The sequence below is a fragment of the Roseibium denhamense genome, assembly GCF_009711415.1.
Taxonomy (GTDB): Bacteria; Pseudomonadota; Alphaproteobacteria; order Rhizobiales; family Stappiaceae; genus Roseibium; species Roseibium denhamense.
Genome location: NZ_SMLZ01000111.1, coordinates 193418 through 217800, shown reverse-complemented (window position 1 = coordinate 217800; position 24383 = coordinate 193418). Strand labels below are relative to the sequence as shown.

General features: G+C 55.3%; 23 protein-coding genes. 14 read left to right on the top strand and 9 right to left on the bottom strand.

What is annotated here, in order from left to right; translation table 11 throughout:
* On the top strand, positions 1-604 hold a 604-nt coding region (locus E1180_RS15330), incomplete at its 5' end, for an MFS transporter (protein ID WP_155192137.1).
* A gap of 183 nt (positions 605-787) precedes the next feature.
* The gene (locus E1180_RS15325; RefSeq protein ID WP_155192135.1) at positions 788-1324 is read left to right on the top strand and encodes a MarR family winged helix-turn-helix transcriptional regulator; all 537 of its coding nucleotides are present in this window, start codon (positions 788-790) and stop codon (positions 1322-1324) included.
* A gap of 16 nt (positions 1325-1340) precedes the next feature.
* Here the strand turns inward: E1180_RS15325 and E1180_RS15320 are convergent, their stop codons facing one another.
* Positions 1341-1796, bottom strand: coding sequence for a methylated-DNA--[protein]-cysteine S-methyltransferase (locus tag E1180_RS15320; RefSeq protein ID WP_155192133.1), 456 nt, complete (start codon positions 1794-1796; stop codon positions 1341-1343).
* 120 nt (positions 1797-1916) lie between these two features.
* Here E1180_RS15320 and E1180_RS15315 point away from each other — a divergent pair, with 120 nt between their 5' ends.
* From E1180_RS15315 to E1180_RS15300, 4 genes are all read left to right on the top strand, one after another.
* The gene (locus E1180_RS15315) at positions 1917-2822 is read left to right on the top strand and encodes a DMT family transporter (RefSeq protein WP_155192131.1); all 906 of its coding nucleotides are present in this window, start codon (positions 1917-1919) and stop codon (positions 2820-2822) included.
* Between the two features lie 112 nt (positions 2823-2934).
* The gene (locus E1180_RS15310; RefSeq protein WP_155192129.1) at positions 2935-3579 is read left to right on the top strand and encodes a L,D-transpeptidase; all 645 of its coding nucleotides are present in this window, start codon (positions 2935-2937) and stop codon (positions 3577-3579) included.
* Between the two features lie 46 nt (positions 3580-3625).
* The gene (locus E1180_RS15305) at positions 3626-4156 is read left to right on the top strand and encodes an OmpA family protein (RefSeq protein ID WP_341873560.1); all 531 of its coding nucleotides are present in this window, start codon (positions 3626-3628) and stop codon (positions 4154-4156) included.
* Between the two features lie 94 nt (positions 4157-4250).
* Positions 4251-5342 carry a LacI family DNA-binding transcriptional regulator gene (locus E1180_RS15300; RefSeq protein ID WP_155192127.1) on the top strand — a complete coding sequence of 364 codons (1092 nt, stop codon included), beginning with the start codon at positions 4251-4253 and terminating at the stop codon, positions 5340-5342.
* Positions 5343-5412: 70 nt separating this feature from the next.
* Here E1180_RS15300 and E1180_RS15295 read toward each other — a convergent pair whose 3' ends face one another.
* The 4 genes from E1180_RS15295 to E1180_RS15280 form a co-directional block, all read right to left on the bottom strand.
* On the bottom strand, positions 5413-7053 hold the full coding sequence (locus E1180_RS15295) for a BCCT family transporter (protein ID WP_155192125.1): 1641 nt from the start codon (positions 7051-7053) through the stop codon (positions 5413-5415).
* A gap of 30 nt (positions 7054-7083) precedes the next feature.
* Positions 7084-7497: a universal stress protein gene (locus E1180_RS15290; RefSeq protein WP_155192123.1), complete on the bottom strand. Its 414-nt coding sequence runs from the start codon at positions 7495-7497 to the stop codon at positions 7084-7086.
* A gap of 255 nt (positions 7498-7752) precedes the next feature.
* Complete coding sequence (locus tag E1180_RS15285; protein WP_155192120.1) at positions 7753-9918, bottom strand: diguanylate cyclase; 2166 nt, start codon at positions 9916-9918, stop codon at positions 7753-7755.
* Positions 9919-10054: 136 nt separating this feature from the next.
* On the bottom strand, positions 10055-11245 hold the full coding sequence (locus E1180_RS15280; protein WP_155192113.1) for a pyridoxal phosphate-dependent aminotransferase: 1191 nt from the start codon (positions 11243-11245) through the stop codon (positions 10055-10057).
* 204 nt (positions 11246-11449) lie between these two features.
* Here E1180_RS15280 and E1180_RS15275 point away from each other — a divergent pair, with 204 nt between their 5' ends.
* The 5 genes from E1180_RS15275 (at position 11450) to E1180_RS15255 (ending at position 15679) form a co-directional block, all read left to right on the top strand.
* Positions 11450-12538, top strand: a complete 1089-nt coding sequence (locus E1180_RS15275) for a CobW family GTP-binding protein (RefSeq protein ID WP_155192111.1) — start codon at positions 11450-11452, stop codon at positions 12536-12538.
* A gap of 12 nt (positions 12539-12550) precedes the next feature.
* The gene (locus tag E1180_RS15270; protein WP_155192108.1) at positions 12551-13534 is read left to right on the top strand and encodes a WD40 repeat domain-containing protein; all 984 of its coding nucleotides are present in this window, start codon (positions 12551-12553) and stop codon (positions 13532-13534) included.
* Positions 13535-13554: 20 nt separating this feature from the next.
* The gene (locus E1180_RS15265; RefSeq protein ID WP_155192106.1) at positions 13555-14058 is read left to right on the top strand and encodes a DUF2937 family protein; all 504 of its coding nucleotides are present in this window, start codon (positions 13555-13557) and stop codon (positions 14056-14058) included.
* A 98-nt stretch (positions 14059-14156) separates the two neighbouring features.
* A complete protein-coding gene (locus E1180_RS15260; RefSeq protein WP_155192104.1) occupies positions 14157-15056 on the top strand; it encodes a LysR family transcriptional regulator in 900 nt (299 codons plus the stop codon).
* Positions 15057-15139: 83 nt separating this feature from the next.
* Positions 15140-15679 carry a TetR/AcrR family transcriptional regulator gene (locus E1180_RS15255; protein WP_155192102.1) on the top strand — a complete coding sequence of 180 codons (540 nt, stop codon included), beginning with the start codon at positions 15140-15142 and terminating at the stop codon, positions 15677-15679.
* 58 nt (positions 15680-15737) lie between these two features.
* On the opposite strand, the gene E1180_RS15250 is transcribed toward E1180_RS15255, so the two are convergent.
* Positions 15738-16811: a Glu/Leu/Phe/Val dehydrogenase dimerization domain-containing protein gene (locus tag E1180_RS15250; RefSeq protein ID WP_155192100.1), complete on the bottom strand. Its 1074-nt coding sequence runs from the start codon at positions 16809-16811 to the stop codon at positions 15738-15740.
* A gap of 332 nt (positions 16812-17143) precedes the next feature.
* On the opposite strand from E1180_RS15250, the gene E1180_RS15245 reads away from it, so the two are divergent.
* Complete coding sequence (locus E1180_RS15245) at positions 17144-19012, top strand: HoxN/HupN/NixA family nickel/cobalt transporter (RefSeq protein WP_208997172.1); 1869 nt, start codon at positions 17144-17146, stop codon at positions 19010-19012.
* A gap of 97 nt (positions 19013-19109) precedes the next feature.
* Here the strand turns inward: E1180_RS15245 and E1180_RS15240 are convergent, their stop codons facing one another.
* The 3 genes from E1180_RS15240 to E1180_RS15230 all read right to left on the bottom strand — a co-directional run bounded on the left by E1180_RS15240 (position 19110) and on the right by E1180_RS15230 (position 21970).
* The gene (locus E1180_RS15240; protein WP_155192098.1) at positions 19110-19868 is read right to left on the bottom strand and encodes a gamma-glutamyl-gamma-aminobutyrate hydrolase family protein; all 759 of its coding nucleotides are present in this window, start codon (positions 19866-19868) and stop codon (positions 19110-19112) included.
* Positions 19869-19935: 67 nt separating this feature from the next.
* The gene (locus E1180_RS15235; protein WP_155192096.1) at positions 19936-20598 is read right to left on the bottom strand and encodes a response regulator; all 663 of its coding nucleotides are present in this window, start codon (positions 20596-20598) and stop codon (positions 19936-19938) included.
* A gap of 10 nt (positions 20599-20608) precedes the next feature.
* Positions 20609-21970: a cache domain-containing protein gene (locus E1180_RS15230; RefSeq protein WP_208997171.1), complete on the bottom strand. Its 1362-nt coding sequence runs from the start codon at positions 21968-21970 to the stop codon at positions 20609-20611.
* A gap of 189 nt (positions 21971-22159) precedes the next feature.
* On the opposite strand from E1180_RS15230, the gene E1180_RS15225 reads away from it, so the two are divergent.
* Together E1180_RS15225 and E1180_RS22710 are read left to right on the top strand one after the other, a co-directional pair.
* Complete coding sequence (locus E1180_RS15225) at positions 22160-23260, top strand: TRAP transporter substrate-binding protein (RefSeq protein WP_155192093.1); 1101 nt, start codon at positions 22160-22162, stop codon at positions 23258-23260.
* A gap of 108 nt (positions 23261-23368) precedes the next feature.
* On the top strand, positions 23369-24376 hold the full coding sequence (locus tag E1180_RS22710) for a TRAP transporter small permease subunit (protein ID WP_208997170.1): 1008 nt from the start codon (positions 23369-23371) through the stop codon (positions 24374-24376).
* Positions 24377-24383 lie beyond the last annotated feature (7 nt).

Below are 24383 nucleotides of genomic sequence, written 5' to 3'. Positions count from 1 at the left end.
CTGGGAAAGCGATACTGTTTCAAGAACGGGCGAGCGAGCGCCATTTCTGGCCCTTCCCAAGGGCGGTCTCGCACTCGTCGGCGTCGTTGCCTTAATCGCCGCGCTTGGCGAGGGCGCCGTGACCGACTGGGCGGCGCTTTATCAGATTCAGGATCTTGGATATCCGGACTACCTTGCTCCCACAGCGTTCGCCATTTTCTCGTTCGCCATGGTTGTCATGCGTTTTGCCGGTGACCGCATAATTGCCGCCCACGGTCCTGTGAAGGTTGCCAGGGTCAGCGGTGCCGCCGCTCTGTTTGGCGGGCTATTATTTGTATCTGGATGGTCTTTGTGGGTGGTTTGGGCCGGGTGCTTTGTCATGGGCCTCGGATATGCCGTTCTGTTTCCACTTGCCATGTCACGGGCAGCAAGTGATCCGCATATGTCCAAAGGACGTGCTCTTGCCGCGGTTGCAACGCTCGGGTACGGCGCATTTCTTCTTGGACCGCCCCTATTGGGTTTTGTCGGAGACCTTGTGTCCTTGCGCGCCTCCTTGCTTATTGTGGTTCTTTTTACAACAGCTCTTCCGTTCCTGGCAGGGGCGCTGAAAACGCGTACGGGCTAGCGTCGGCTGTATGATGAAGTGCCGCTACGGCTGCACGGTTGGTCGTCAATGCGGATGGGCTGGGCCCTCTATTGCGGCCCAAAGTGGTTCCGAATTGTCATTTGACGGTTAAATGGTCCGGCTAGGGTGCCCGCGCGTCGATCAATGACGTGATTCATATGGTCTTAGCCCAGGGGCGAATGTATGGCTTTCAACTACAAAAAAAGCATAACTTTCCGGCTTTTGCAGGCTGCAAAAGCGCAGCGTGCTAGGTCAGGCTCCCACCTCACCCGCATTGGCCTGCATCCCGGTCAGGAGCTGGTTCTGAAAGTTCTTGCGGATGCAGATGGCCGGACAATGAGCCAGCTAGCACTTGCACTTGGAGTTCAGCCGCCAACCGTTACGAAGATGGTTACAAGGCTATCCAGCCAAGGCTATGTGCGGCGGCAGGTCTCTGACACCGACGGCCGTTTGGCCCGTGTCCATCTGACAGAAGCGGGCCGCGAACTGGTCACCTCTGTCGACAAGGCGTGGAAAAGGCTCGAACGTGAGGCTATGTCCGGTTTGGAAGATAAGGATCGTAAGAAGCTACGCAAGCTGTTGCGTCAGGTAGAGAAAAACCTTTCTTCTTCGGTCGACGACGATCCGGATCATGAAGCTGATCTTGACGGAGATGATGACAAGACTGAAGCAGAGGGAAAAGCCGGGAGCGCGGATAAAAAAGAACTCTCGGCCGCTTAAGCCAGGCTCGCTGGTCTCAAAGGAGGAACGGATATCCTTTCTCCAGCTTCAACAAGGCGATCTTGGTCTCAACGCCACCTGCTCCAGAATATCCCCCCAATCCCTCTGCTGACAGGATGCGGTGGCACGGTATAATGATTGGGATCGGATTTGCACCGCACGCCTGACCGACGGGCTGGCCATATGTCCCGAGCTTTTCGGCCAGCTGGCCATAGGTTCTTGTTTGCCCGTAGGGTACGTCGAGCATCGCCCTGAACACGGATTGGTAAAAGGCGCTTCCTCGGGGAGCCAGAGGAAGCGAGAAGCTATTGCGCGCACCATCTAGATACTCGCTTATCTGCTGGCATGCATTGTCAAGCACTTCGGATGTGTCGTCACAGTCCGGACCAGTCCAGTCTACTCGAGTGATTTGCCCTTGATCTTCATAAATGGAGAGGCGTCCAAGCCAAGTATCTATTGAGGCGACCGGCATTCGCTTTCCTTTTACACTCACTGCAATCTACAATCAGCAGCATATTGTGTTTGGCCCGGATTCGGTCCGGAGTTTTTGCCGCCGTTATTGATGTCCCGCATCTGGTTGAGATTGACTTCCATGGCACCCAACGCCGACGTTTCCGAAGGTTTACGCCCGGGGCCAACAAAAGCGCCTATAGCCGGTATCGCATTGATCGTGCTGGCATGTCTTGGCTTCTCGATCCTGGATGCCACGGCAAAGTATCTTTCCGCAACCTTGCCGACACTCCAGATCGTCTGGGTGCGGTTTGTCAGTCACTTGATTATTGCGGTGATCTTGTTCCGCGTTTGGAAAACGCCAACGCTGCTGCATACGAAGCGGCCCTGGCTCCAAATTGTTCGGGCTTTCTGCCTGCTTGGTACCACCGTCTTCAATTTCCTTGCGGTCCGGTATCTCCAATTGGCGGAAACCATGGCAATCATGTTTGCAGCGCCTTTCGTGATCACTGCGCTTGCAGGTCCATTCCTGGGTGAGTGGGCAGGTCCGCGGCGCTGGGCGGCAATTGTTGTCGGCTTTGTGGGCGTGTTGGTTGTCACGCAGCCTGGAAGCGGAGGAATGCACTGGGCCGCCATCTATTCGATCGCTGCCATGTTGTTTTACTCCACTTACGCCCTCCTAACCCGGCAGTTGACAGCAACCGACAGCTCGGCAGGAATGCTCATCATATCAGGCGCTGTCGCGGCTGTTGCCATGGCGCCGGCCGGCATTTCAAACTGGGTGACGCCCCCCGATGTCTGGACTTGGGTGCTGTTATGCGCAACCGGTGCTTTTGGCGGTGGCGGCCATTTTCTGTTCATCATGGCCCACAGGCTGGCGCCAGCACCGATGCTTGCACCGTTCATCTACACGCAAATCGTCTGGATGGTTGCTCTTGGCTATCTCGTATTTGCAGATGTTCCCACCGTGATGACCTTGTTTGGCGCGGCGATTGTTGTGAGCTCGGGCTTGTACATTTTGTACAGGGAGCGGGTCAAAGGACTTTGACCATTTCGGTTTGTCCGGCGCTGCCGGTTGACGTGCTCCTGTGGTTGCTTGCTTAATAAGGCTATGAAGTTTGGTTGGCTTTTTGAAGCTGCCATGTCATGGGAGGATCGGAATGGCACTTGATCGCCGGGATTTGATCAAAGGCATGACTGCGGTTACGAGCGCTTGTGTTCTTCCGACAGCCGGCTGGGCAAACGCTGCGGCCGACGCCTATTTCCGCGGATACCAAACCGACAACGGCTTCCAATACAGGCGGACAAATTTCACCCGCATTGACCCGGTCTGGCGCCGGCAGATGGTGAAGTACTTCAGTTCAGAACCGCCCGGTACTGTTGTCGTCGATACCACCAACCATTTTTTGTACTGGATCTGGGAGAACAACACAGCGCTCCGGTATGGCGTCGGTGTCGGCCGGGAAGGTTTCAAATGGTATGGGCGTGCGCGGATCGACCGGAAAGCGCTCTGGCCCAGATGGGTTCCACCGCCGGAAATGCTTCAGCGTCAACCGGACCTGCCCCGCAAAGTCGAAGGTGGTGCGGCCAACAACCCGCTTGGTCCGCGTGCGCTTTACCTCTACCGTAATGGCGCTGACCTTGGATACCGTTTGCATGGGACGCTGGAGCCCTGGAGCATCGGCCACGATGTCTCCAGCGGGTGTATCCGGATGTTCCCTGAGGACGTGATTGACCTTTACCAGAGATGCCCGAAAGGAACAGGTGTGCTTGTCCTGGAACACCTGGGCGCGAATGCTGGATAAAGTATTTTGAAAACGCAGACGGCTTCTGCAGCAAGATGGGGGCATCGTGAAGTTCAATTATTGGCATCCCGGCCGCATGGCGCCGGTCGTATGCGCTTTGTCAATCGTCTTGACCGGCTGCAACAGCGCCGGCTTGTCGTCACCGGACGTGACGAATGCTCCAGCGGACGGCTTTGCCAACATCGCGCCGGGATCTGAAGAGGAATTCATCATCAATGTTGGGCGCCGGATCTATTTTTCCGAAGGCTCGGCGGCAGTTTCAGACGAAGCGAAGATGACCATCGACAATCAGGCGGAATGGCTGAATAAGAATACGAAGTGGCTGGTGAAGATTCAGGGCCATGCGGACGACCCCGGGAGCGAGACGGCTCAAAAAACGCTGTCCACACAAAGAGGGGATGCTGTAATGGCGGCGCTCGTTCAGCGCGGTGTTGATCGCAATCGTCTTTGGGTGAAGGGGTATGGCATCGAGCGTCCGGTCACAGACTGCGATGAGTTGACGTGCCAATCCCAAAACCGGCGCGTGGTGGTGAACTTGAGGGAAGAATTTGATGACTCGGCGCCGCAGCGGCGGTAAGCAGTCCGAACGTTCAATTTAGTTGTGCACCGGGCCTGCCCGCTCGGTCTATAACCGGCGTCGCACCTATGAGCCGGACTACAAGTTGGTTGGAATGTCAGACGATCATGATGGATCTTCCTCGCCTGAGGACGTACCCCAAAAACCCGGAAAGCGGCTGACACTCGGCCATATTGCCGACCAGTTGGGCATCTCTACCGCCACAGTATCGCTGGCATTGCGCGACAGCCCGCTGGTTGCCGAGGAAACCCGGGAGAAGGTAAAGCAGACCGCTCAGGAAATTGGATATATCTACAACCGGTCTGCAGCGTCCTTGCGGACTGCCAGAAGCCAAATTGTCGGGGTTGCGGTCCACGATATTCTCAATCCCTATTTTGCCGAGGTTTTTTCTGCGCTCGAAGATGTTCTCGAAGAACAGGGGCAGATGATCTTTATCTGCAACCACAGGGATGACGTGAAACGCCAGCGGGCCTTTGTGAACACGCTTTTGCAGCACAGGGCCGACGGCCTGATCCTTTGCCCCTCCGTTGGAACAACATCCGAGGAAATCAACCGTCTGGTGGATCAGGGTATCCCGGTCACACTGGTGGCACGTGAGGTGCCAGGTGTCTGGGCACCATGCGTACGTGGCGACGACTACAAGGGAACGTATCAGATAACAAAGCACCTGATCGAACAGGGGCATTCAAAAATTGCGATGGTCGGTGGACGGCGCGAAAGTTCGACAGGACGTTTCCGCGCAAGTGGTTGGCGGACAGCTCTGGAAGACGCAGGTCTTGATCCCTCCGCGCAGATCGATTTGCCGGAACTGATGACGCAAGCCGATGGCCGGGCTGCTGTTCAGGTAATCCTCGAAGCGAAAGAGCGTCCAACGGCGATCGTTGGTTTCAACGATCTTGTAGCGCTTGGCATGATGACGACGCTTCGGCGCGCAGGCATTGAGCCAGGTCCCGATATTGCCATCACAGGCTATGACGATGTTGATGGTGCCGATGCACGCACACCCGCGCTGACGACAGTCTCCAATCAGGCGGATAAGATCGGCCGCCTGGCAGCTCTTACTCTTCTCCGTCAGATTGCTGGGGATCGCGTTCCGAATACGCCGATTGTCATCGAGCCGGATTTGAAAATCCGTGAAAGCGCTCCGCCCCCCGGTGTGCGGATCGGTCCCAAGCTGAGCGAATGAGATAACACCTCTTAGATGCAAAACGGGCAGCCGTGGCTGCCCGTTTTTCGTTTTTCGGAAGGCGGCCTTCCTAACGCGGTTCGTCCCGCAGTCCCTTGAAGATGGCGTAGCAGGCCAGCAAAAGGACAATCGTGAACGGGAACCCTGTCGATACCGCCATTGCCTGAAGCGCGCCGAGGCCGCCTCCGAGCAACAATGCGATGGCCACAAGGCCCTCGAAGGTGCACCAGAAGACCCTTTGCGAAACTGGGGCATCCACTTTGCCGCCCGCGGTGATGGTGTCGATCACGAGAGAACCGGAATCCGACGACGTGACAAAGAAAACAATCACCAAAACGATCGCGATGAAGGATGTGATCGAAGCGAGCGGCAGATCGGCGAGCATGCCGAACAACGACAGCTCGGGGCTGTAGCTGGCAATCACATACTGGTGGACCTGGCTGTCAGAGCCGTTCGCAATGACCTGTTCGATTGCGGTGCCGCCGAATGCCGTCATCCAAATCACGGACACAAAGGTCGGAATGATCAGAACGCAAATGACGAACTCACGGACGGTCCGGCCACGGCTGACCCGCGCGATGAACATGCCGACAAAAGGTGACCAGGAAATCCACCAGGCCCAGTAGAAGGCGGTCCACCCTTGGCGGAAGCCGTCATCCTCCCGGCCAAAGGGCATGGAGAGCGGAATGACTTCCCTGCCATAGGCTGCAAGATTGGAAACGAAGTCCGAGACGAGGGTGGCGGTCGGGCCGGCCAGGATCACGAACACAAGTAACAATGCTGCGATGGCCATGTTGATTTCGGAGAGCACTTTCACCCCGCCATCGAGCCCCCGCATTACCGAGACCAGCGCTACCGCGGTGATGCCCAGGATCAGGATGATTTGAGCTGTGTTGCTGACCGGAATGCCAAACACGAATTCAAGTCCCGCATTAGCTTGTTGAGCGCCGAAACCCAGTGATGTGGCGAGACCGAAGAGCGTCGCGAACACTGCCAGGATATCAACAATATGCCCCGGCCATCCCCAAGTACGCTCACCAAAGATGGGATAAAAGACCGAGCGCATCGTGAGAGGCAGCCCTTTGTTGAAGGAGAACAAGGCAAGTGCCAAGGCAACAACTGCGTAGATCGCCCAAGGATGCAGGCCCCAGTGGAAAATCGTCGCGGCCATGCCCATTGCTTTCGCCGCTGCGACATTTTCAGGAATTAGGTTTCCGTCCGCATCATAAGGCGATGCAATCCCGATGGGCTCGGAAAACGCCATATGATATACGGGTTCCAAAACGCCGAAGAACATCAGACCGATGCCCATTCCGGCAGCGAATAACATGGCGAACCAGCCGAAATAGCTGTAGTCTGGTTCCGCTTCCTTGCCCCCAATTCTGACATTGCCGAGCGGTGTGAGGATCAAGGCAAAGCAGACCAGTACGAAAATGTTGCCCGAAAGAATGAAGAACCAATCCAGGTTCGAGGTTAGCCATTTGCGGAGGGCGTCGAAAATCGGCCCCACTTCGGTTTGAAAGGCCAGGGTCAGGAAAACAAAGGCGACAATCGAGAGACCGGAAATCACGAATACCGGATTATGTATGTCGAGGTTGAACGGACCGACGCTGGCTTCGATATTGTCCTGGCCGATTTCGTAATCGGTGTCTATTACGTTTGCGGCACCTTCAGGATCCGGAATTCCCGGTGTGGACGTGCTGTCAGACATGGCAGCGTTCCTTGTGGTTTGAGCAATGATTTATCTGACTAGAAAAACGGAAACATCCGCATGAGAGGCGATGCGACCGCCGTTTGAGGGCCAGACATGATCGCTTAAGTGCGGAATATGAGTTGCCATGACGACAAGGTCGCTCTTGGTTTCCCGAATTGCATTCAGCAAGGCGCTTTCCAATTCTACCGACGGGTCATGTACGAATACGGCATGGCCTGAAGTAATGACGCCATGTTGTTCTGCCTGTTGCGTGGCAAAGCTATTGAGCTTCGAGCGGAACTCATCTGGCGTGTGCGCGACTGCCCCAGGAGCAGCGGACGTAACGGCGGCAAAAACTACAGGCAAGTTGCCAGATTTTGCCAGCTGCGTGCCGACAGAAATTGCTTTTTCGAGCTTTTCTGCATGTTGCAGGTCGATTGGTATGAAAACCTTGTTAAACAAGAGTATCTCCCAGCTTTTTATGTCAAAGAAAGTGATCAATTCTTTGCGATACTAATAAGGCGGGGTGTCCATTGAAGGATCTTTTTTTGGTACATGCCTCTTATATATATGCACAGTTCTATGTGGATACTGTCATATACTATTTGGCGCGTCAAAGATGTTTTGGGTTATTTTGGGAAAGTTTTGCGACCTTGCGTATAACAAAAACGCCCTGCAGCTGGCAGGGCGTTCGTGAAGTCGGCAGGCCTTGAGCCGTTACAAACCGGCTGGCGCCATTTCATCCTTATAGACGATGCATTTGTTGCGGCCCGTCGTTTTAGCCTCATAAAGGGCCATGTCTGCCTTCTGCATCAACGTTGAAAACTCGATTTCTTCGCGGGCGGCTGGCGCAAGCCCCATCGAGCACGTGATCAGCTGGTCTATTTCTTCGAATTGGCATTGCTCAATGATCTTTTGGCGGAGCCGCTCGCTGACCATGAGTGCATCCTCAATTTCAGTGTTGTGGAGGATCAGGCAAAACTCCTCGCCGCCGACCCGGCCGAACACATCGACCGCGCGTAATGCGCCATTGATTATGTCGGCGAACCGCTTCAACACCGCGTCGCCGGCGGCATGACCATTGTTGTCATTGATCGCTTTGAACTTATCGATATCGATCATCACAGCCGTCAACGGCCGTTTTGTCCTGCGGAAGCGTTGGATTTCTGTATTGGCGCGTTCCAGGAAAGCGCGGCGATTCAACACTTGTGTCAGGTCGTCGATGCTGGCTACGCGTTCCAGATTGATCTTCGCATTCATGAGCGCTTCATGATCTCTCTGCCGCGCAATTTCATGACCGATCCAGTCCGCGAACTGGCGGACGATCTGAACGTCTGCAGGACTGAACGGGCGTTTGCGCGAGTCTGGCGCGCTGAAATTGATCGTTCCGTGAACCAGCCCGTCCACAAGAAGCGGGGCACCAATATAGGTCTCAAGCGCAAATAACTCGTAGCATGGATGTTTTGCAAATTCTGAATGGGCAGCGCTCGCTGTGGCCAGCGGTCCTTCAGCTTGCAAGGTCAATGTGCAGTAGGTGTCCTTCAGATCGAAAGAGGTGCCAGGTACCAATTCCCCGCCCGGGCTGTGAGCATGTGTGATCGTGTACCTCTGATCGATGACATGGCTGATAATGGCGAACGGTAGTTCGAAATGCTCGCTGCCGAGGCGCAGGATCTCGGAAATCTTGTCTTCATGGCTTAGCTCTTGGGTCGATGTGATTGCATAGAGCTCGGCAAGTGTCCGCTCCGTTTTCTTCCGGTCGGTAATGTCATTTATCAGGACGACAAGACCGTGCACTTCACCGTTGTCATCGATCCGCGGATTGCACTGGAACTCACATTCGCGGGTCACGCCGTCCGGGAAGTGGAAACGCACTTCTTCGGAGACATTTTCACCCTTGATTGCCCGCTGGAACATTGTGCGGACTTGCTCCCGTTCCTTCCAAGGCAATTTGTCTCTTAGCCGGGTGCCAATTAATCCCTCATCAGTTCCAGCGAACCATTCCGATCCGGTCTTGTTGATGAAGACGCACCGGCCATCTAGATCGACTTCCGTAATTGATGAATAGAGATTGTCCGCGATCAGCGACAAATTCTTGAAAGCCTTTTCAGCTTCGGCGCGCGCCTTTTTAAGTTCTGTAATGTCCGCCCGAATGCCGGCAATGCCGCCGCTTAAGGTCCGGGTTTCCGAAATCCGAAGCCAACGGCCGTCGTCCAGCTGTTGTTCAATCACCTGGCCGTCCGAAGCTTCATGTTGCTTCAGACGTTCGGCAATCCATTCTTCATTTGTCTTGCCACCAGTATCGTACTGATTTTTTGTCAGGCCATATTGCAAGATGTCTTCGAAGCGGTTGCCTGGGAAAATCGCTGGAGCCGAATGGGCGTAAATATCTCGGTAATTGTCGTTGCACAGAACCAGCCGGTCTTCCGTGTCATAAAGCGCAAAGCCCTCCGAGATCGCGTCCAGCGCATCTTCAAGCGTGAGCGCAATGTCGCTCAGTTTCGTTTCAAGTGCGATCCGTTCGGTAACATCCCGTGCTATGAACAACAGGCCTGACAGTTCATGGGACGATGTAAAGAGAGGGGCGCTGACAACTTCCGCCGGGCACTTCGTGCCATCCCCCTTTAAGAGGTCGATCGCATGGGCCTTGCGATGCCGGCTATCAGACGGTTTTTCATAAAGATCCGCCATAGCCTCAAATTGTTCGGGATCGGCGAAAAACCGTTTCGTTGTCGTTCCGACAAGAGCGCTGCTATTGGCCTTCAAAAGCTGTTCGGCTGCCTTGTTGACAAAGATGATCGTCCGGTTCGAATTCGTCACAAGAACGGCCTCGTTGAGATCCCCGAACGATTGCTGCAGATCCAAAATAATGCTTTCGGCCATATCGGTCCCCACTCACATGTCCTTGTCAGGCTGGCTTAGTGAAGACGACAAAGTTTAATAAAGGGATACGTTGCGTAAGTCTTACGGATTTTGTTAGTAAATGTGAAGCTTGTTACAGTTTTAGCTACTGGCCGATTCATCTGTGCGCCGGGGCGGGAGAGCGACCCAAGAAGTCTTCCAGCCGTTGTAGAGCATCGATAATGTTGCTGGTCGAGTTTGCATATGAAAACCGGATGAACCCCTCTCCCAATATGCCGAAATCCGGGCCCCCTATCGCGGCAACGCCTGTTTCTTCAAGCAATGCTGCTGCCAGTGGCTTAGCTTTCCAACCCGTCCGCGACACATTTGCAAAGGCATAAAACGCACCTGCAGGTGCCCGGCAGGACAGATTCGGGATCTGGTTAAGCCGTTCAACAATCACTGACCGGCGGCTTGCAAATTCCTCAACCATCCGGTCAACGGGATCCTGCGGGCCGGTAAGGGCTGCAAGGCCCGCATATTGCGCCGGCGCGTTCACGCATGACCATGCGTTCACGGCCAGTTTGCGCGCCTTGTCGATCAGTCCGTCTGGCCACACTGCGTAGCCGAGCCGCCATCCTGTCATGGCATAGGTCTTGGACCAGCCGTCGAGCAGGATGACCCGGTCGCGAATGCTCGGAAAAGACAAAAGCGATACGTGCTCTTGTCCGTCATAGACCATCTGCGAGTAGATCTCGTCCGACAGAACGGCAAGGTCCGGAAAACGGTCAAGACCGTCAACAAGCGCTTCGATTTCAGAGCGTGGAGTGACGCCGCCCGTGGGGTTGGCAGGTGAATTCAAAATGATCAGGCGCGTCCGGTCTGATATCAGAGGCAGTGTTTCGTCGGCTGAAAATGCAAAGCCGTTTTCTTCCCTAACCGGGATGGGGACCGGAGTTGCGCCGGTAAACTCGATCATGGACCGGTAGATCGGAAAACCCGGGTCAGGATATAAAATGTCCACGCCCGGTTCGCCGAACATCAAGATTGCCATGAACATGGTAACCTTCCCGCCCGGAACGATCAGCACATGGCCTGGGTTGATCTCAACGTCATGGCGCGTCTTCAGATCTGCTGCTACCGCTTCGCGTAAAGCGGGGATCCCGGTTGCGGGGGTGTATCCGTGGTGGCCATCACGTATGGCTTTTATGGCTGCCTCGGAAATGTGCTCCGGTGTTCTGAAATCCGGCTGCCCGATGCCCAGATTTATGATGTCACGGCCTTGTTGCTGCAGTTCGGTCGCTCTGGAGAGGACTGCGAACGCGTTTTCCTCACCAATCCGATCAAATCCAGGGATCGTTTTCACCAATCATCTCCAGTCATATCAATGCAGGCCAAACGGATCTTTGCGCAGGCGGAACCGGATTGAAAGGTCCTGGAAGAGGGATATCGGTACGTATGTGGGAAATGCTTTGGCGCCTCTCCCAATTACCCGCTGATGCGCCTATATTCGCCGCAACTTCGAGCGCTTCAGGCGCTTCATGATTACAGTTGACGCCAGAAAGGCACGCACATGTCTGCGACACAAGAAGACAGCCCGTCTCAGATCCCCGTAACAGTCCTTACCGGATATCTTGGTGCGGGAAAGACAACGCTTCTCAACCGGATCCTGACAGAACACCATGGCCAGCGCTATGCGGTTATCGTGAATGAGTTCGGAGAAGTGGGTATCGATAATGATCTTCTCGTTGAATCCGACGAGGAAATCTTTGAGATGAATAATGGTTGCATCTGTTGCACCGTGCGCGGCGATCTTATTCGGACCGTCCAGAACTTGATGAAACGGCGCGGCGCGTTCGACGCCATTATTGTCGAGACGACCGGTGTTGCCGATCCTGCCCCGGTGGCGCAGACCTTCTTCATGGACGATGATGTGCGCGCTGCGGCGAAGCTGGATGCAGTTGTGGCAGTTGTCGATGCCCGGCATGTGCTGCAGCGTCTGGAAGACACATCGGAGGCGGAAGACCAGATTGCGTTTGCGGATGTCATCCTCGTCAACAAGATCGATCTGGTCACTGATGCTGAGCTTGCAGCCGTTGAGGCAAGAATTAGAAGAATTAATCCGTATGCGGTTCTTCACCGGAGCGAGCGCTCGAGCGTCGAAATCTCAAAGGTGTTGAACCGCGGAGCCTTTGATCTGGACCGGATTTTGTCGCTTGATCCACACTTCTTGCAGCATGGTCACCACGACCATGAATGCGGGCCAGACTGTGACCGCGACCACGATCACGGCCATCATGATCATACACACGATCATGAGTGCGGTCCGGACTGCGGCCATGAGCATGCGCATCACGAGGACCGGCATTCGGTCAAGAGCATATCCCTGAAGGCTGGTGATCTGGATCCCGATATGTTTTTCCCCTGGATCAACCAAGTCACTCAGGTTCAGGGACCGAATATTTTGCGTCTAAAAGGTATCCTGGCATTCAAGGACGACCCTCAAAGATATGTGATTCAGGGGGTTCATATGATTGTAGAAGGCGACCACCAAAGGGACTGGAAGGACGATGAGGCTCGGGAAAGCCGCCTTGTGTTCATCGGCCGTGATCTCAACTGGGACGTTTTGAGAGACAGTTTCAACGCCTGCGCCGCGCAATAAGGACGATAACACTTGCCAACAATAGCTCCGGTCGATCTGGGCGGGTTTGTGGTCCGTGCGGGTTTCGTTGAAAACAGTGCTTTTTTTGCCGACGGTGAAGGCAATATTATTTTCCAGCGGGACGAAGATGGAGCTGTGACCGTGTCGCCGCATAAATCGGGACTTCTAGCGGCGGAAATATCGCATGATTACAAGTCACTGGTCACCTCCGGTGATGACGGGTGCATCTATTCAGTTAAGGCGGATGGATCGGCCGCCCTGGTCGCAGAGCGGCCACGCAAATGGATCGACTTGATCGCCTGCGGTCCTTCGGGCGCTGTTGCATTTGCAAGCGGGCGGACTGCGTGGGTCAGGTTTGCCGATGGCCGGGAACGCGAGTTCAGCCATGACCGTGCTGTTGGCGGACTGGCCTTTGCTCCAAAGGGGATGCGTCTCGCGGTTGCCCGTTACGATGGGGCGACCCTCTGGTGGGCGGCGTCGGATGGAAACCCGGTAGAGTTGACCTGGAAAGGGGCCCACTTGGGTACATGCTTTTCTCCAGACGGCAGATACTTGGTGACGGCCATGCAGGAGAATGCACTTCATGGCTGGCGGTTGTCGGATAGCCAGGACATGCGGATGAGTGGATATCCAGCGAAGGTAAAATCCTTTAGCTGGTCCGCGAAGGGAAAGTATCTTGCAACGTCAGGTGCCAATGCTGCAATTCTCTGGCCTTTCTCCGGAAAAACCGGCCCTATGGGGCAGCAACCTTTGCAACTTGGCACGCGCAGTGATGCATTGGTGACGGGCGTTGCCTGTCATCCAACGGAGCAGGTCGTTGCCATCAGCTACCAGGACGGAATGATCATGATGTGCCGTTTCAATGACAATGCTGAAGTCCAGTTGCGCCGGCCTGGGCGCGGGCCCATCGGGACGATGGGATGGGATCGTGATGGCTCCCGGTTGGCCTTTGGGTCCGAGGCCGGGGAAGCCGGCATCATTTACCTGCAGGATTGACCCGCACGCAGGAGCTTCCAATGGCCCGTATGTTCCTAGTGCTGGTGATGATGCTTTCGGGCACGGCCTCGTCGCAGTTACCGGAATTTACGCAACAGTATTTCCAGCGGCTCGGTGGTGCAATCGATGCTCTGCAAGTGGTCATACACGACTTTCAACGGGACGCGGCAGCGTTTGGTTTGACCATAGATGAGGCGATCAAACGCCAGGGCTCTTCTGATGATCCGTTTGTGCGGGCCAGAGGGGAGAGTATGGAGGCCGCGCTCGAGCGGTTGAACCAGCTGCAAGAACAGCAAATCGCTTTGAAACAGGCTGGATCTTTCCAGAGGATCCTCATTTTCGCGCAAGGCTTCGACCGAGATCTCGCGCAGGCGGCCGCAGAAGACTTTCAACCCGCAGTCCCTGTGACAGCTGCAGGGTTCGCGAGTGCCGCATTTGGTGCACTTGCCGGGTTCCTGTTGGTGAGGGCTCTTTTTCTAGCAAGGTTCTTCCGGAGAAGGCGCCGGCCCGTGGCCGCATCATGAGCCGGTCTTCAATTCTGCAGTCTTATCGCAGGATTGTTTTAGCTGCGGATTTCGGCATACGGTAAGCAACTGACAAACGGTTGAAAAAAGAGTGATTGATGGACGCCATTACTCGTATGCGTTGCTTTATTCAGGTTGTGGGTTCAAATGGCTTTTCGGCAGCCGCCCGTGAGATGGGCCGATCCAAAGCCTTGGTTTCCAAGTATGTTGGTGAACTGGAAGACGAGCTTGGTGTCCGCCTACTCAACCGGACAACACGTCAGGTGTCGCTGACGGAAGTGGGCGAGGCCTACTACAAGGAAGCGGCCGAGATCCTTCAGCGCATTGATGACCTGCAGGCCTCGGTGCAATCATCACATCAGCAAGTGCGCGGGCGCCTTCGTGTGTCGGCACCCCGGTCTCTTGGGGATGACATTTTAAATCCTGCGATGATGGAGTTTCTGGCCCAACACCCGGACATCAAGCTGGATTTACGGTTGGAAGACAGGTTCGTCGACCTTGTGGAAGAGGGGTTCGACCTTGCAGTCAGGGTGACCCAGCTTGAGGATTCAAGCCTGATTGCGCGCAAGATTGCGCCATTCAGGACCGTTTTGTGCGCGAGTGCCGAAGCGATCGCGAAATACGGCGAGCCGCGTGTTCCGCAAGATCTTGCTGCCTTGCCGTGTCTCATTGATACCAACTACCGCTTCAAACAGAACTGGATTTTTGAGGACGCCGGCGAGCGTGTCTCTGTTTCCGTTAAGGGACCACTGGAAGTCAACAGTGCTGCGGCAGCCCGCGAGGCGGCCTTGAGAGGCTTGGGATTTCTGAGAACCCCGCTCTTTTTTGTGGCTAACGACGTTAGGGCAGGCAAACTGGCGGTTCTGCTTGAGACATTTGAAGAGCCTGAACGGGGTATTTATGCGGTCTATCCGCACAGGCGCCATTTGACCGGGAAAGTGCGGGCGTTCGTAGACTTCCTTGTGAAATGGTACGCAGGTTCAAAGGTCTTTGTTTAAGTTTGCTTGCAAGCATTCAGCAAGTGGCTGCTGTACCGGATATTTTGATTGCCAGAAGCGTCAATCAGTCGCAGAATAGGTGGATGGACAAGGCTCAAGAAAAAATCGCCGCCGGGCTGGAGCAGGTTTTTTGGAATCGGGGATTCTCAGACCCGAGTGTGCCCGATCTGAGGGCAGGCGTTGGGGTGAGCATGCGGACGCTCTACCGGCATTTTCCGTCGCGCGAAGCGATGGTGCTTGGAGCACTTGAGTACAGGCACCGCCGGTACATGGAATATGTTCGCGAGGGCATAGAAGCGCCGGGTCTGTGTGCATCCGAACAGCTGTTCGACAAGCTGGGAGGCTGGATGCGCCTTACTGCGGGTAAAACGTGTTTTTTCCGTCAGGCGCTTGCTGCAAACCCCGACAGCGTCGCCATTGCAGAAACGGTTCAGCGTCACAAAACCGAGATGCTGACCCTTTTTGGAGAACTTGCCGGCAACATGGAGTTTTCCGCGTCAATCTACGTGCTCCACGAAGGTGTGATGGCAAGCTATGCCGAACTTGGCGAGGCCGCCGTTGAGAACGCAAAACATCTTGTCCGCCTGATGTTCAAATCGGACAGATTGAGCAAGCTTTCCTAATACGTTTGACCGTTTTGGGAAAACCGGCGGGGTCCCGCCGGTTTCAACTCGTGCCCGCTCAGGCAATGCGGGCTTCCGCCAGCCTTTCTTCTGCGATCTGGTCAGCAAGCTGTTCCGGTGTTTTGCCGTCCTTCTCGGCTCTTTCAAAAATCCGGGTCAGCGTCTTGCCAATGTCTATGGTCTTGTGGCGGACGACATTGTCGCCGCAGCCCGGTGTTGCCAGTGCGATTGAAATGACGCCGCCAGCATTGATCGCGTAGTCAGGGGCATAGAGGATCCCGCGTTCTTTCAACGCCTCGCCATCCGCAGTCGTTTCCAGCTGATTGTTAGCCGCTCCGGCGACGATTCGAGATTTGATTTCCGGAATTGTCCGGGCGTTCAAACCTGCTCCCAGCGCGCAAGGAACAAAAATATCTGCTTCGGCCGCATGGGCAGCCAGAGGATCGGTCGCGGTTGCGTTGAACGCTTCGACAGCTGCAGCAACTGCTGGCGCATGAATATCCGAAACGATCAGTTTTGCTCCTGCATGATGTAAGTGCCGGGCAACGTCGTATCCAACATGCCCAAGACCCTGAACAGAGACTGTTTTGTTGGTTAAGTCATCGCTGCCGAAGACATGTCTTGCCGATGCCTTGATGCCTTCAAAAACACCGAGTGCTGTGTAGGGCGAAGGGTCACCCAGCCCGGTTGCCTGCGTGCCGCGGACATGAGCCGTTTGGCGCGCCACGGCTTCCATGTCGTCGGGCGATACGCCCACATCTTCCGCTGTAATGTATGTGCCGCTCAAGCGTTCCACATGGCGGCCAAAACTCTCCATCATGGCAGATGTTTTGTCCTTGCGCGGATCGGCAATAATGACGGCCTTCCCGCCGCCAAGGTCCAGTCCGGCAAGCGCGTTTTTATAAGTCATGCCTTTGGAAAGCCGAAGGGCATCGGTCAAGGCATCAGCCGGCTTGTCGTAGGGCCAGACGCGGCATCCGCCCAATGCCGGCCCGAGAGTGGTGTCATGAACGGCGATGATGGCCTTTAAACCGGTTGTGTGGTCTTGAACAAAGACGATGTCTTCGTGTGTGCCCATTTCAGGATGGTCAAAAACGGCGCTGTGCCGGATAGTTGTGTGTAATGCGTTCATGGCTGGCTCTGGCAGGTAGTGGTTATGGTTGAGATGATTTTCATTCCAGCTCGCTGAAATATGTGTTCTTTGTTCTCATATTTGCAGCTCAATAAGGCAGGAATTTCCTGATATTGATGGGTGTGCGAGAAATTCTTATTTCCAGAATTCTGCGCTGCGAAACCGGCGTGTCATCTTCTTGCCGTGATCGGTGGGCAGGCACTGTCCCGGTCAAGGGTAATGATGTTACATAGGTCCTTTGGGGGAAACGCGTGAACCGTCCGAATATCCATACTGCGCTAGGTCGCCATCGCACCGGTTGGGCGTTCCTCGGCGCTTTGTTAGCGGCTCTTTTGACGATTGGTTCTGCATCTGCACATCCGCATGTCTTCGTGGAGGCCCGGACGAAGATTGTCTTTAACGATGACGGCGTGGCGGTTGCCGTAAAAAATGTTTTCCGTTTTGACGATGCGTTCACGGCCTTCGCCATTCAGGGGTTTGATACCAATCAAGATGGCGTTTATTCACGCGATGAGCTGAGCGAGCTCGCGCAAGTCAATGTCGATAGCATGGCGGATTTCGGCTACTTCACGTTTGGAGACAACGGCCGTGTCGAGCTGGATTTCAATTCTCCAACGGACTATTGGCTTGAGGTGAGAACGGTTGAGCTCGAAGATTATTGGGTCATGAAGCCCGAGGACTTTGAGGCAATTGCTGAAGATGTGCGGATGAATGGGGGCACCGCTCCTGAAACCGTAAAACTGCTGGAGTTGCATTTCACCCTGCCTCTGAAAGATCCGTCAGATGCAGCTCAGCCGATTACACTCGACGTCTATGATCCCACCTATTACGTGGATTTCCGGTTTAGCCAGGATCCGGCGGCTACCGGTACGGTGAATTCGCCGGGAACATGCCAGGTAACGCGAAAAGAACCGCCGCCGCTTGACGATGCCACCGCCTACGCACTTGCTCAAATTGGCCCGGATCAAAGGGAATTGCCGCCCGAGTTGCAATGGGCTGCTGCCACCCAGATCAATCAGATGATTGTCGCGTGCGGTCCCGCGGCTCTTGCCGCAGCGAATGGTGAAATGGGTGCCGCTGCGCAGTCAGTGGGCGAGCAAGGTGAGCCCGGTGGCGCTGAAATTGACAGTGCAGCCGTCGCGATGGAGACGCTTTTTCAGCCATCGGCCGGTACCGGCGGCTCGACCCGAAGGTCCGATGTAATTGAAAATACCCAGCAGACGATGGTGATCGAACCTGGTCTGTTTGATCAGGTGTTCGGTTCAATTGCGCAATTGCAGAAGGACTTTTATCAGAAGCTGGTTGCCAGTTTGCGGTCCTTCCGAAACAATCCCAATGCCTTCTGGCTGCTCGTGGGTTTGTCCTTTGCCTATGGCGTGTTTCATGCCGCCGGCCCGGGCCATGGCAAGGCCGTGATTACGTCTTATGTGGTCGCGAACAATGAAACCCTCAAAAAGGGCATCGTGTTGTCCTTCGCTTCAGCCTTTGCGCAGGCTGTCACGGCCATTGTGCTGGTCGGTGGTTTGGCCGTTGTTTTTAATCTGACGAGCATTGCCATCCAAGACACCGCGCGCTGGTTTGAAATAGGGTCTTATGTCTTGATTTCCGGGCTCGGTGCCTGGCTGTTATGGCAAAAAGCTGCAAAGCCTGCCCTTGGCCGCGTGATGACCCTTTTTTCCAATCGCGGGACGGATGGATTGGTGTTGGCCGGTGCAAATGCAGGTGGAGCACATCACGCCCACCACCATGATGGCCACCACCATCACAAACACCACCACCATGATGATGATGGCCATCATCATCATATTGGCGCCGATGGTGTGTGCACGAGTTGCGGACATGCGCATGCGCCAACGCCAGACATGCTTCAAGGAGAGATAACGGCGGCCAAAGCCGTGTCGATTGTATTGGCTGTGGGGCTTCGGCCATGCACGGGCGCTCTGGTGGTCCTCGTGTTTGCTCTCTCGCAAGGCATGATTACCGCAGGTGTTGCCTCAACGCTCGCCATGGCCGTGGGCACAGGTATTACTGTGTCCCTTCTTGCCGGACTGGCTGTTTCGGCGAAAGATCTTGCAATCCGTCTGTTTGGTGACGGAAGCCCGATGGCGATCCGCATCCACCGCACGATTGAGATCGTTGGGGCTGCCATTGTCTTGCTGCTTGGCATAACGCTTTTGATCGCGGCGGTCGGGTACGGCTAATGCCGCTCGGGATGCGGCTGCCCCGTTGTTATAGGGGCTTTATCTCTACGGTCTTGCGGCCGGCCGGAGCCTGCACTTGCAATAAAGAATCTGGCATTCAAAGGGCCAGTCTTTTCTGCCGGTAAGCCCGCGCCGCTTCACCGAAAGCTGCAAAAAGCTTCTGGGACGGGCCATCAGTCGTGACCCAGTATTCGGGATGCCACTGCGTTGCAATGACATAGCCGGGTGCGTCTGCGACGGTCATGGACTCAATTGTCCCATCTTCCGCTCTAGCCTCGATAGTCAATCCCTTTCCGAGTGTTCCGACCGCTTGCCGGTGAAGTGAATTTACCTCGAAAGGCTCGCCTCCGAGCACCGTTTCCAACGGTCCGCCCCGGTTCACTTCAACTGTGTGGGCGATCTGGAAGCGTTCATCCTGATTGTCCGACACGGGCGGCCGGTGATCTTTGCGCCCCTCAATATTTTGAACTTCGGTCAGGAGGGTTCCGCCGAAGGCAACGTTCATCTCTTGCATGCCGCGGCAGATCGCAAAAACAGGAACACCGCGTTCGACCGCGCGTTTGATAAGGGGCAGGGTGGTTGCATCGCGGTCCGGGTCATAAGGACCATTGGCTTCCGTTGGCTCTTCACCATAAAGCTGTGGGTTCACATTGGATCTGGAGCCGGTGATCAGTACACCGTCCACGTTGTCCAGTGCTGCATCCAGGTCGAGGTCCGCCCCTAGAGCCGGCAATATCATCGGGACGGCATCGGCGCCTTTAACGATTGCCTGGAGGTAGGTCGAGATCGTTGCGTGCCAGTTGAAGCCATCGATGGACTTTACGTCGGCGGTCACGAGCACCAGCGGTTTTGACATGATTTTGCCTATGGTCATGGTCGGAAGCCGGGCAGGAGCTGCCCACTGTTCTGATACCCGTTGCGCGTTAATCCAGCAATCCCAGTTCTTGGGCGACTTTGTAGAGTTGGGCGGCATTCTTGCTGCCGACTTTTTCGCGCAGGTTCAGTCTGTGGGACTCTACGGTTCGCACACTAATCCCGAGATCGCGTGCGACCTCCTTGTTCGGCTGGCCCTTGGCAATCGCCGTCAGGACTTGCCGTTCGCGTTCTGTCAGGCCGTAGGGATCCTCAACGGCTGCGGATGTGGCCGAGCCGACAAGGGTCGGGCCGACCGCGGAGGAGAAGTAATAGCCCCCGGACGCAACGCTGGTGATCGCCGTAATCATTTCCGAAGCTGAGATATCTTTCAGAATGTAGCCGCGCGCGCCCGCCTGGACCACGCCGCGCACATATTCCGGATTGTCATAGATGGACAGGATGAGGACTGCCACACCCGGCCTTTGTTTTCTGATTTCAGTTGCCGCCTCCAAGCCATTCATGATGGGCATGGACACATCCATCAACAGGACATCGGGCTCGAGGCTCTGGCACAGGCTCACGGCGTCCCGCCCGTTGGTCGTCTCTCCGACAACGTCTAATCCTGGCACCTTCTGCAGGCGCGCACGTATGCCGTCACGAACCAGTTCGTGGTCATCGGCCAAGAGAACCCGTATGGGTTTTGAATTGCTGAGTGTTTCTGGAGCAGTCATCTAGAGCCTATCATGCGGCCTTCGCGTCTACGTTATCGAGTGGCATTTGCACCTTGATTTGAGTTCCGCCAGAGCCTCTGCGGTTCAGTGTAAGCCGTCCCCTGTAGGTTTCGATACGTTCGCGCATATTGCGGAAGCCCAGCCCGCCCGTTTTTGGCAATGGTTTGGGCAATCCGACACCATTGTCTTCAACCAGAAGCGTCAATGAGTGCGTCCCGATTTTCAAAGAAATATCGACCTCGTTGGCCTGGGCGTGCCGTGCCACATTGGTCATGCATTCCTGGACAACCCGGTAGAGTGCCGTTTTGGCGCCTTCCGACAGGCGTGTCCGGCATTTTTCTGCATCGACATTGACCGTTATACCCGACTGGGTCTGAAACTCCTTGCCCAGGCTGACCAGCGCAGAAGCAAGGCCCATATCGTCAAGCACGCTTGGCCTTAAGTCCCGTGAAATCCGCCGGACCTCGCCTATCGTCCCGTCGAGTGTTTTCAAGCACTTGGCTGCGTGCGCTTGAAGCTCTACATCCTTGTCCGCCTCACTGTGAATCAGTTCGACCCCGTACCGGACGGATACAAGCAGCTGAGATATGCTGTCATGCAATTCCGTGGAGACCCGCTTGCGTTCCTGTTCCTGGACTTGAAAGATCCTGTTTGTGAGTTCTTTTAGCCGGGTGTCGGCAAACCGTTGTTCTGAGAACCGGACCCAAGCGATCATGGTTCCGGCAACGACAATGGCTGTCAGTGTGATCATGAAGATGACGAACAGCGTTTGCCGGATGCTCCGGGCAAAGTCGGCACGGATCGCCGCCACCTCTTTTGAAATGTCGTCCGTGTACAGCCCTGTCCCGAGCATCCATCCCCACTTGTCGAGCAGAATCGCGTATCCGAGCTTTTCTTCGATCGAACCCGTAGACGGCTTGTGCCAGACATATTGATGAAAACCGCCGCCTCCCTGGGCTTGCGCGATCAGGTTGCGGATAACGTAGTCACCGTTGTCGTCCTGCAAATCCCACCAGTTTTCGCCAACCAGCTGTGGCAGCTTCGGGTGAACCACATTCGTGCCATCCAAGGTGTAGACGAAAAAGTAGCCGTCGTAGTCGAACGTCAAATTGTGGAGAATGTCTTTGACTTCCCTTTGCGCGGCCTCCCGGCCACCGGGTTCGTCCCTGTAGATCTGTTCGATAGAGGTCAGGGCCAGGCTGACATAGTTGCGGATTTCCTGGCGTTTAGCGGCGAGAATACGATTTTGGACCGACTGGGTTTCGGCATCGATCAATTGCAATGACTGGTAGTATGTGGCGCCGCCAATCAGCAGAGAAACGGCAACCAGCGGAAGAATGGTGATGAGTGCCAGTTTTGTCTTAAACGTCACCGCTTTCGTCCTCTTCTTGCGCGGATAAGCTGTTTTTGTGTCCAGTCTTGCGCGTTGCTCAGTAGTATTACTGAAATGATGCGCAGAACCACGAATAGCCGACACGCCCCCTGGTCAACTAGACATATGGTGAGATCGGTGCAAATGTAACCGCCGGTCCGATATCGGGTCCGTTTAGGGAGGAAACTAATGGATCGTCGTTCGTTTATCAAAAAAGCCGGTCTTGGTGCTGGCGGTATCGCAGCTGGAACCGCGCTTGCCGCACCAGCAATCGCGCAGTCCACCACCGATCTGGTTATCGTTTCTACTTGGCCGCGGGATTTCCCGGGCCTGGGTATTTCCGCGCAGCGTCTTGCCGCTCGCATTGGTGAGCTCACCGATGGGCGCATTGCGGTTCAATACTTCGCCGCTGGCGAACGCGTCGGTGCTTTCGACTCCTTTGACGAAGTGGCTTCCGGCAACGCGCAGGCTTACATCGCTGCTGATTATTACTGGAAGGGCAAGCACCCGGCATGGGCTTACTTTACTGCCGTCCCATTCGGTCTGACCTATGCCGAAATTGATGCGTGGATCAAATACGGTGGCGGGCAGGAGCTATGGGACGAAGTGGCAGGTGAGTTCGGCCTGAAAAACTTTGCCTGCGGCAACACCGGCGTTCAGATGGGCGGCTGGTTCAACAAGGAAATCGAAACCGCAGACGATCTCAAGGGTCTGAAGATGCGTATTCCTGGTCTTGGCGGCGACGTCATGGCGAAGCTGGGTGCGTCTCCGGTGTCGCTGCCGGGCGGTCAGATTTATGAAAACCTTGTTTCTGGTGCCGTCGATGCAACCGAATGGGTGGGGCCGTACAACGATTACTTTATGAAGTTCTACGAAGCCGCCAAATACTACTACTATCCGGGCATGCATGAGCCGGGTTCTCAGCTTGCATTCGGCATGAACCGTGCGTTCTGGGACAGCCTGTCTCCAACCGATCAGGCTATAATTCAGGCAGCATGTAACGAAGAGAATGCACGTCAGATGGCCGAGACCAATGCTCAGAACGGTGTCTATCTTGACCGCCTCATCAACGAGCACGGCGTTGAACTGAAGCAGTTCAACGATGAGGTCTATGACGCGTTCGGCGAAGCAGCTGAAGAAGTCTTTGAAGAGACCATTCAGCACTCCGATCTTGCTGCGCGCACCCATGAAAGCTTTGCAAAAGCCCGGTCCGAAATCGGCCGCTGGATGCTGCTTGCTGATACTGGATACACCCAGCAGCGTAACCGCGTTCTTGGCATCACTGTCTAAGAACCGGCATAGCTACATGGGGGCGGGAAACATCCCGTCCCCTTCCGCGTTTCAATAACAAAAATTGGCGCTACGGCATTTTAAGCCGTAGGCGGGGTTGGAGACATCGTGTCTGCACAAGGGGCAACTCCTCACACGGCGCAGGGAAGCGCCGCATCATTCCGGATCTTCGGCTGGTTGATTCTGATGATAATGGCAGCATTTGTGCTGAACAATTATCTGACCTACTGGCAGGACCTACCAGGTGTTGCTCCCATCTTTGGTGGCGTGGCAAACGGGTCGGCTCCAATGTTCTGGTCTTGGCTTCAGCTGGCCCTTTATGTGGCAGCAATCGTTGTGGCCGTTTTGCTCGTGCAGCGCAGCAAGGACCGCACGCTCCGGGAAGACAGTAAGAAAATAAGCGACATCAACGCCTATCTCATCCGCGCAATGTTCTTTGCTGTGTTGATCGTGGGGCTGGTTGACGCAGCCATCTCATTCTTGCGCGTTGAAGGGCTGCTTGAGGCTGTCGTTGGAACTGACATGGCGGCCAATTTGGGCCGCTCACAGTTTAGGGGCGGCTATATTCACATGCCCCTCATCGCAGCGTCTTTCGTAATTGCCGCCTTCACCAGAACCCTTGGTTTCACATGGCTCGCGCTGCTGGTCGTGGTCGCGGAACTGCTGATTGTTATCGGCCGCTTCATCCTGTCCTACGAGCAGGCCTTCATGGCGGATCTGGTGCGGTTCTGGTACGCGGCCCTGTTCCTGTTTGCCAGTGCCTACACGCTCCTCGAAGAAGGGCACGTTCGCGTTGACGTCTTCTACGCAGGCATGGGCCCAAAGACCAAGGGCTATGTTAACGCGATTGGATCCGTAGTTTTGGGGATGTCCCTTTGCGCGGTCATCATCTTCATCGGCATGGGCGGCAAGCAGAACGTCATCAATGCGCCGATCCTGTCTTACGAGACGACGCAGGCCGGTTTCGGTCTTTACGTCAAATACCTCATGGCGGGCTTTCTAGGCGTCTTTGCAGTGTCCATGATGATCCAGTTCGTAAGCTATTTCCTGGATGCTATAGCGGATATCCGCGGTGAACCCGGCGGCCGGGATCACGATTCTCATGCCGTTCAATAACCCATCA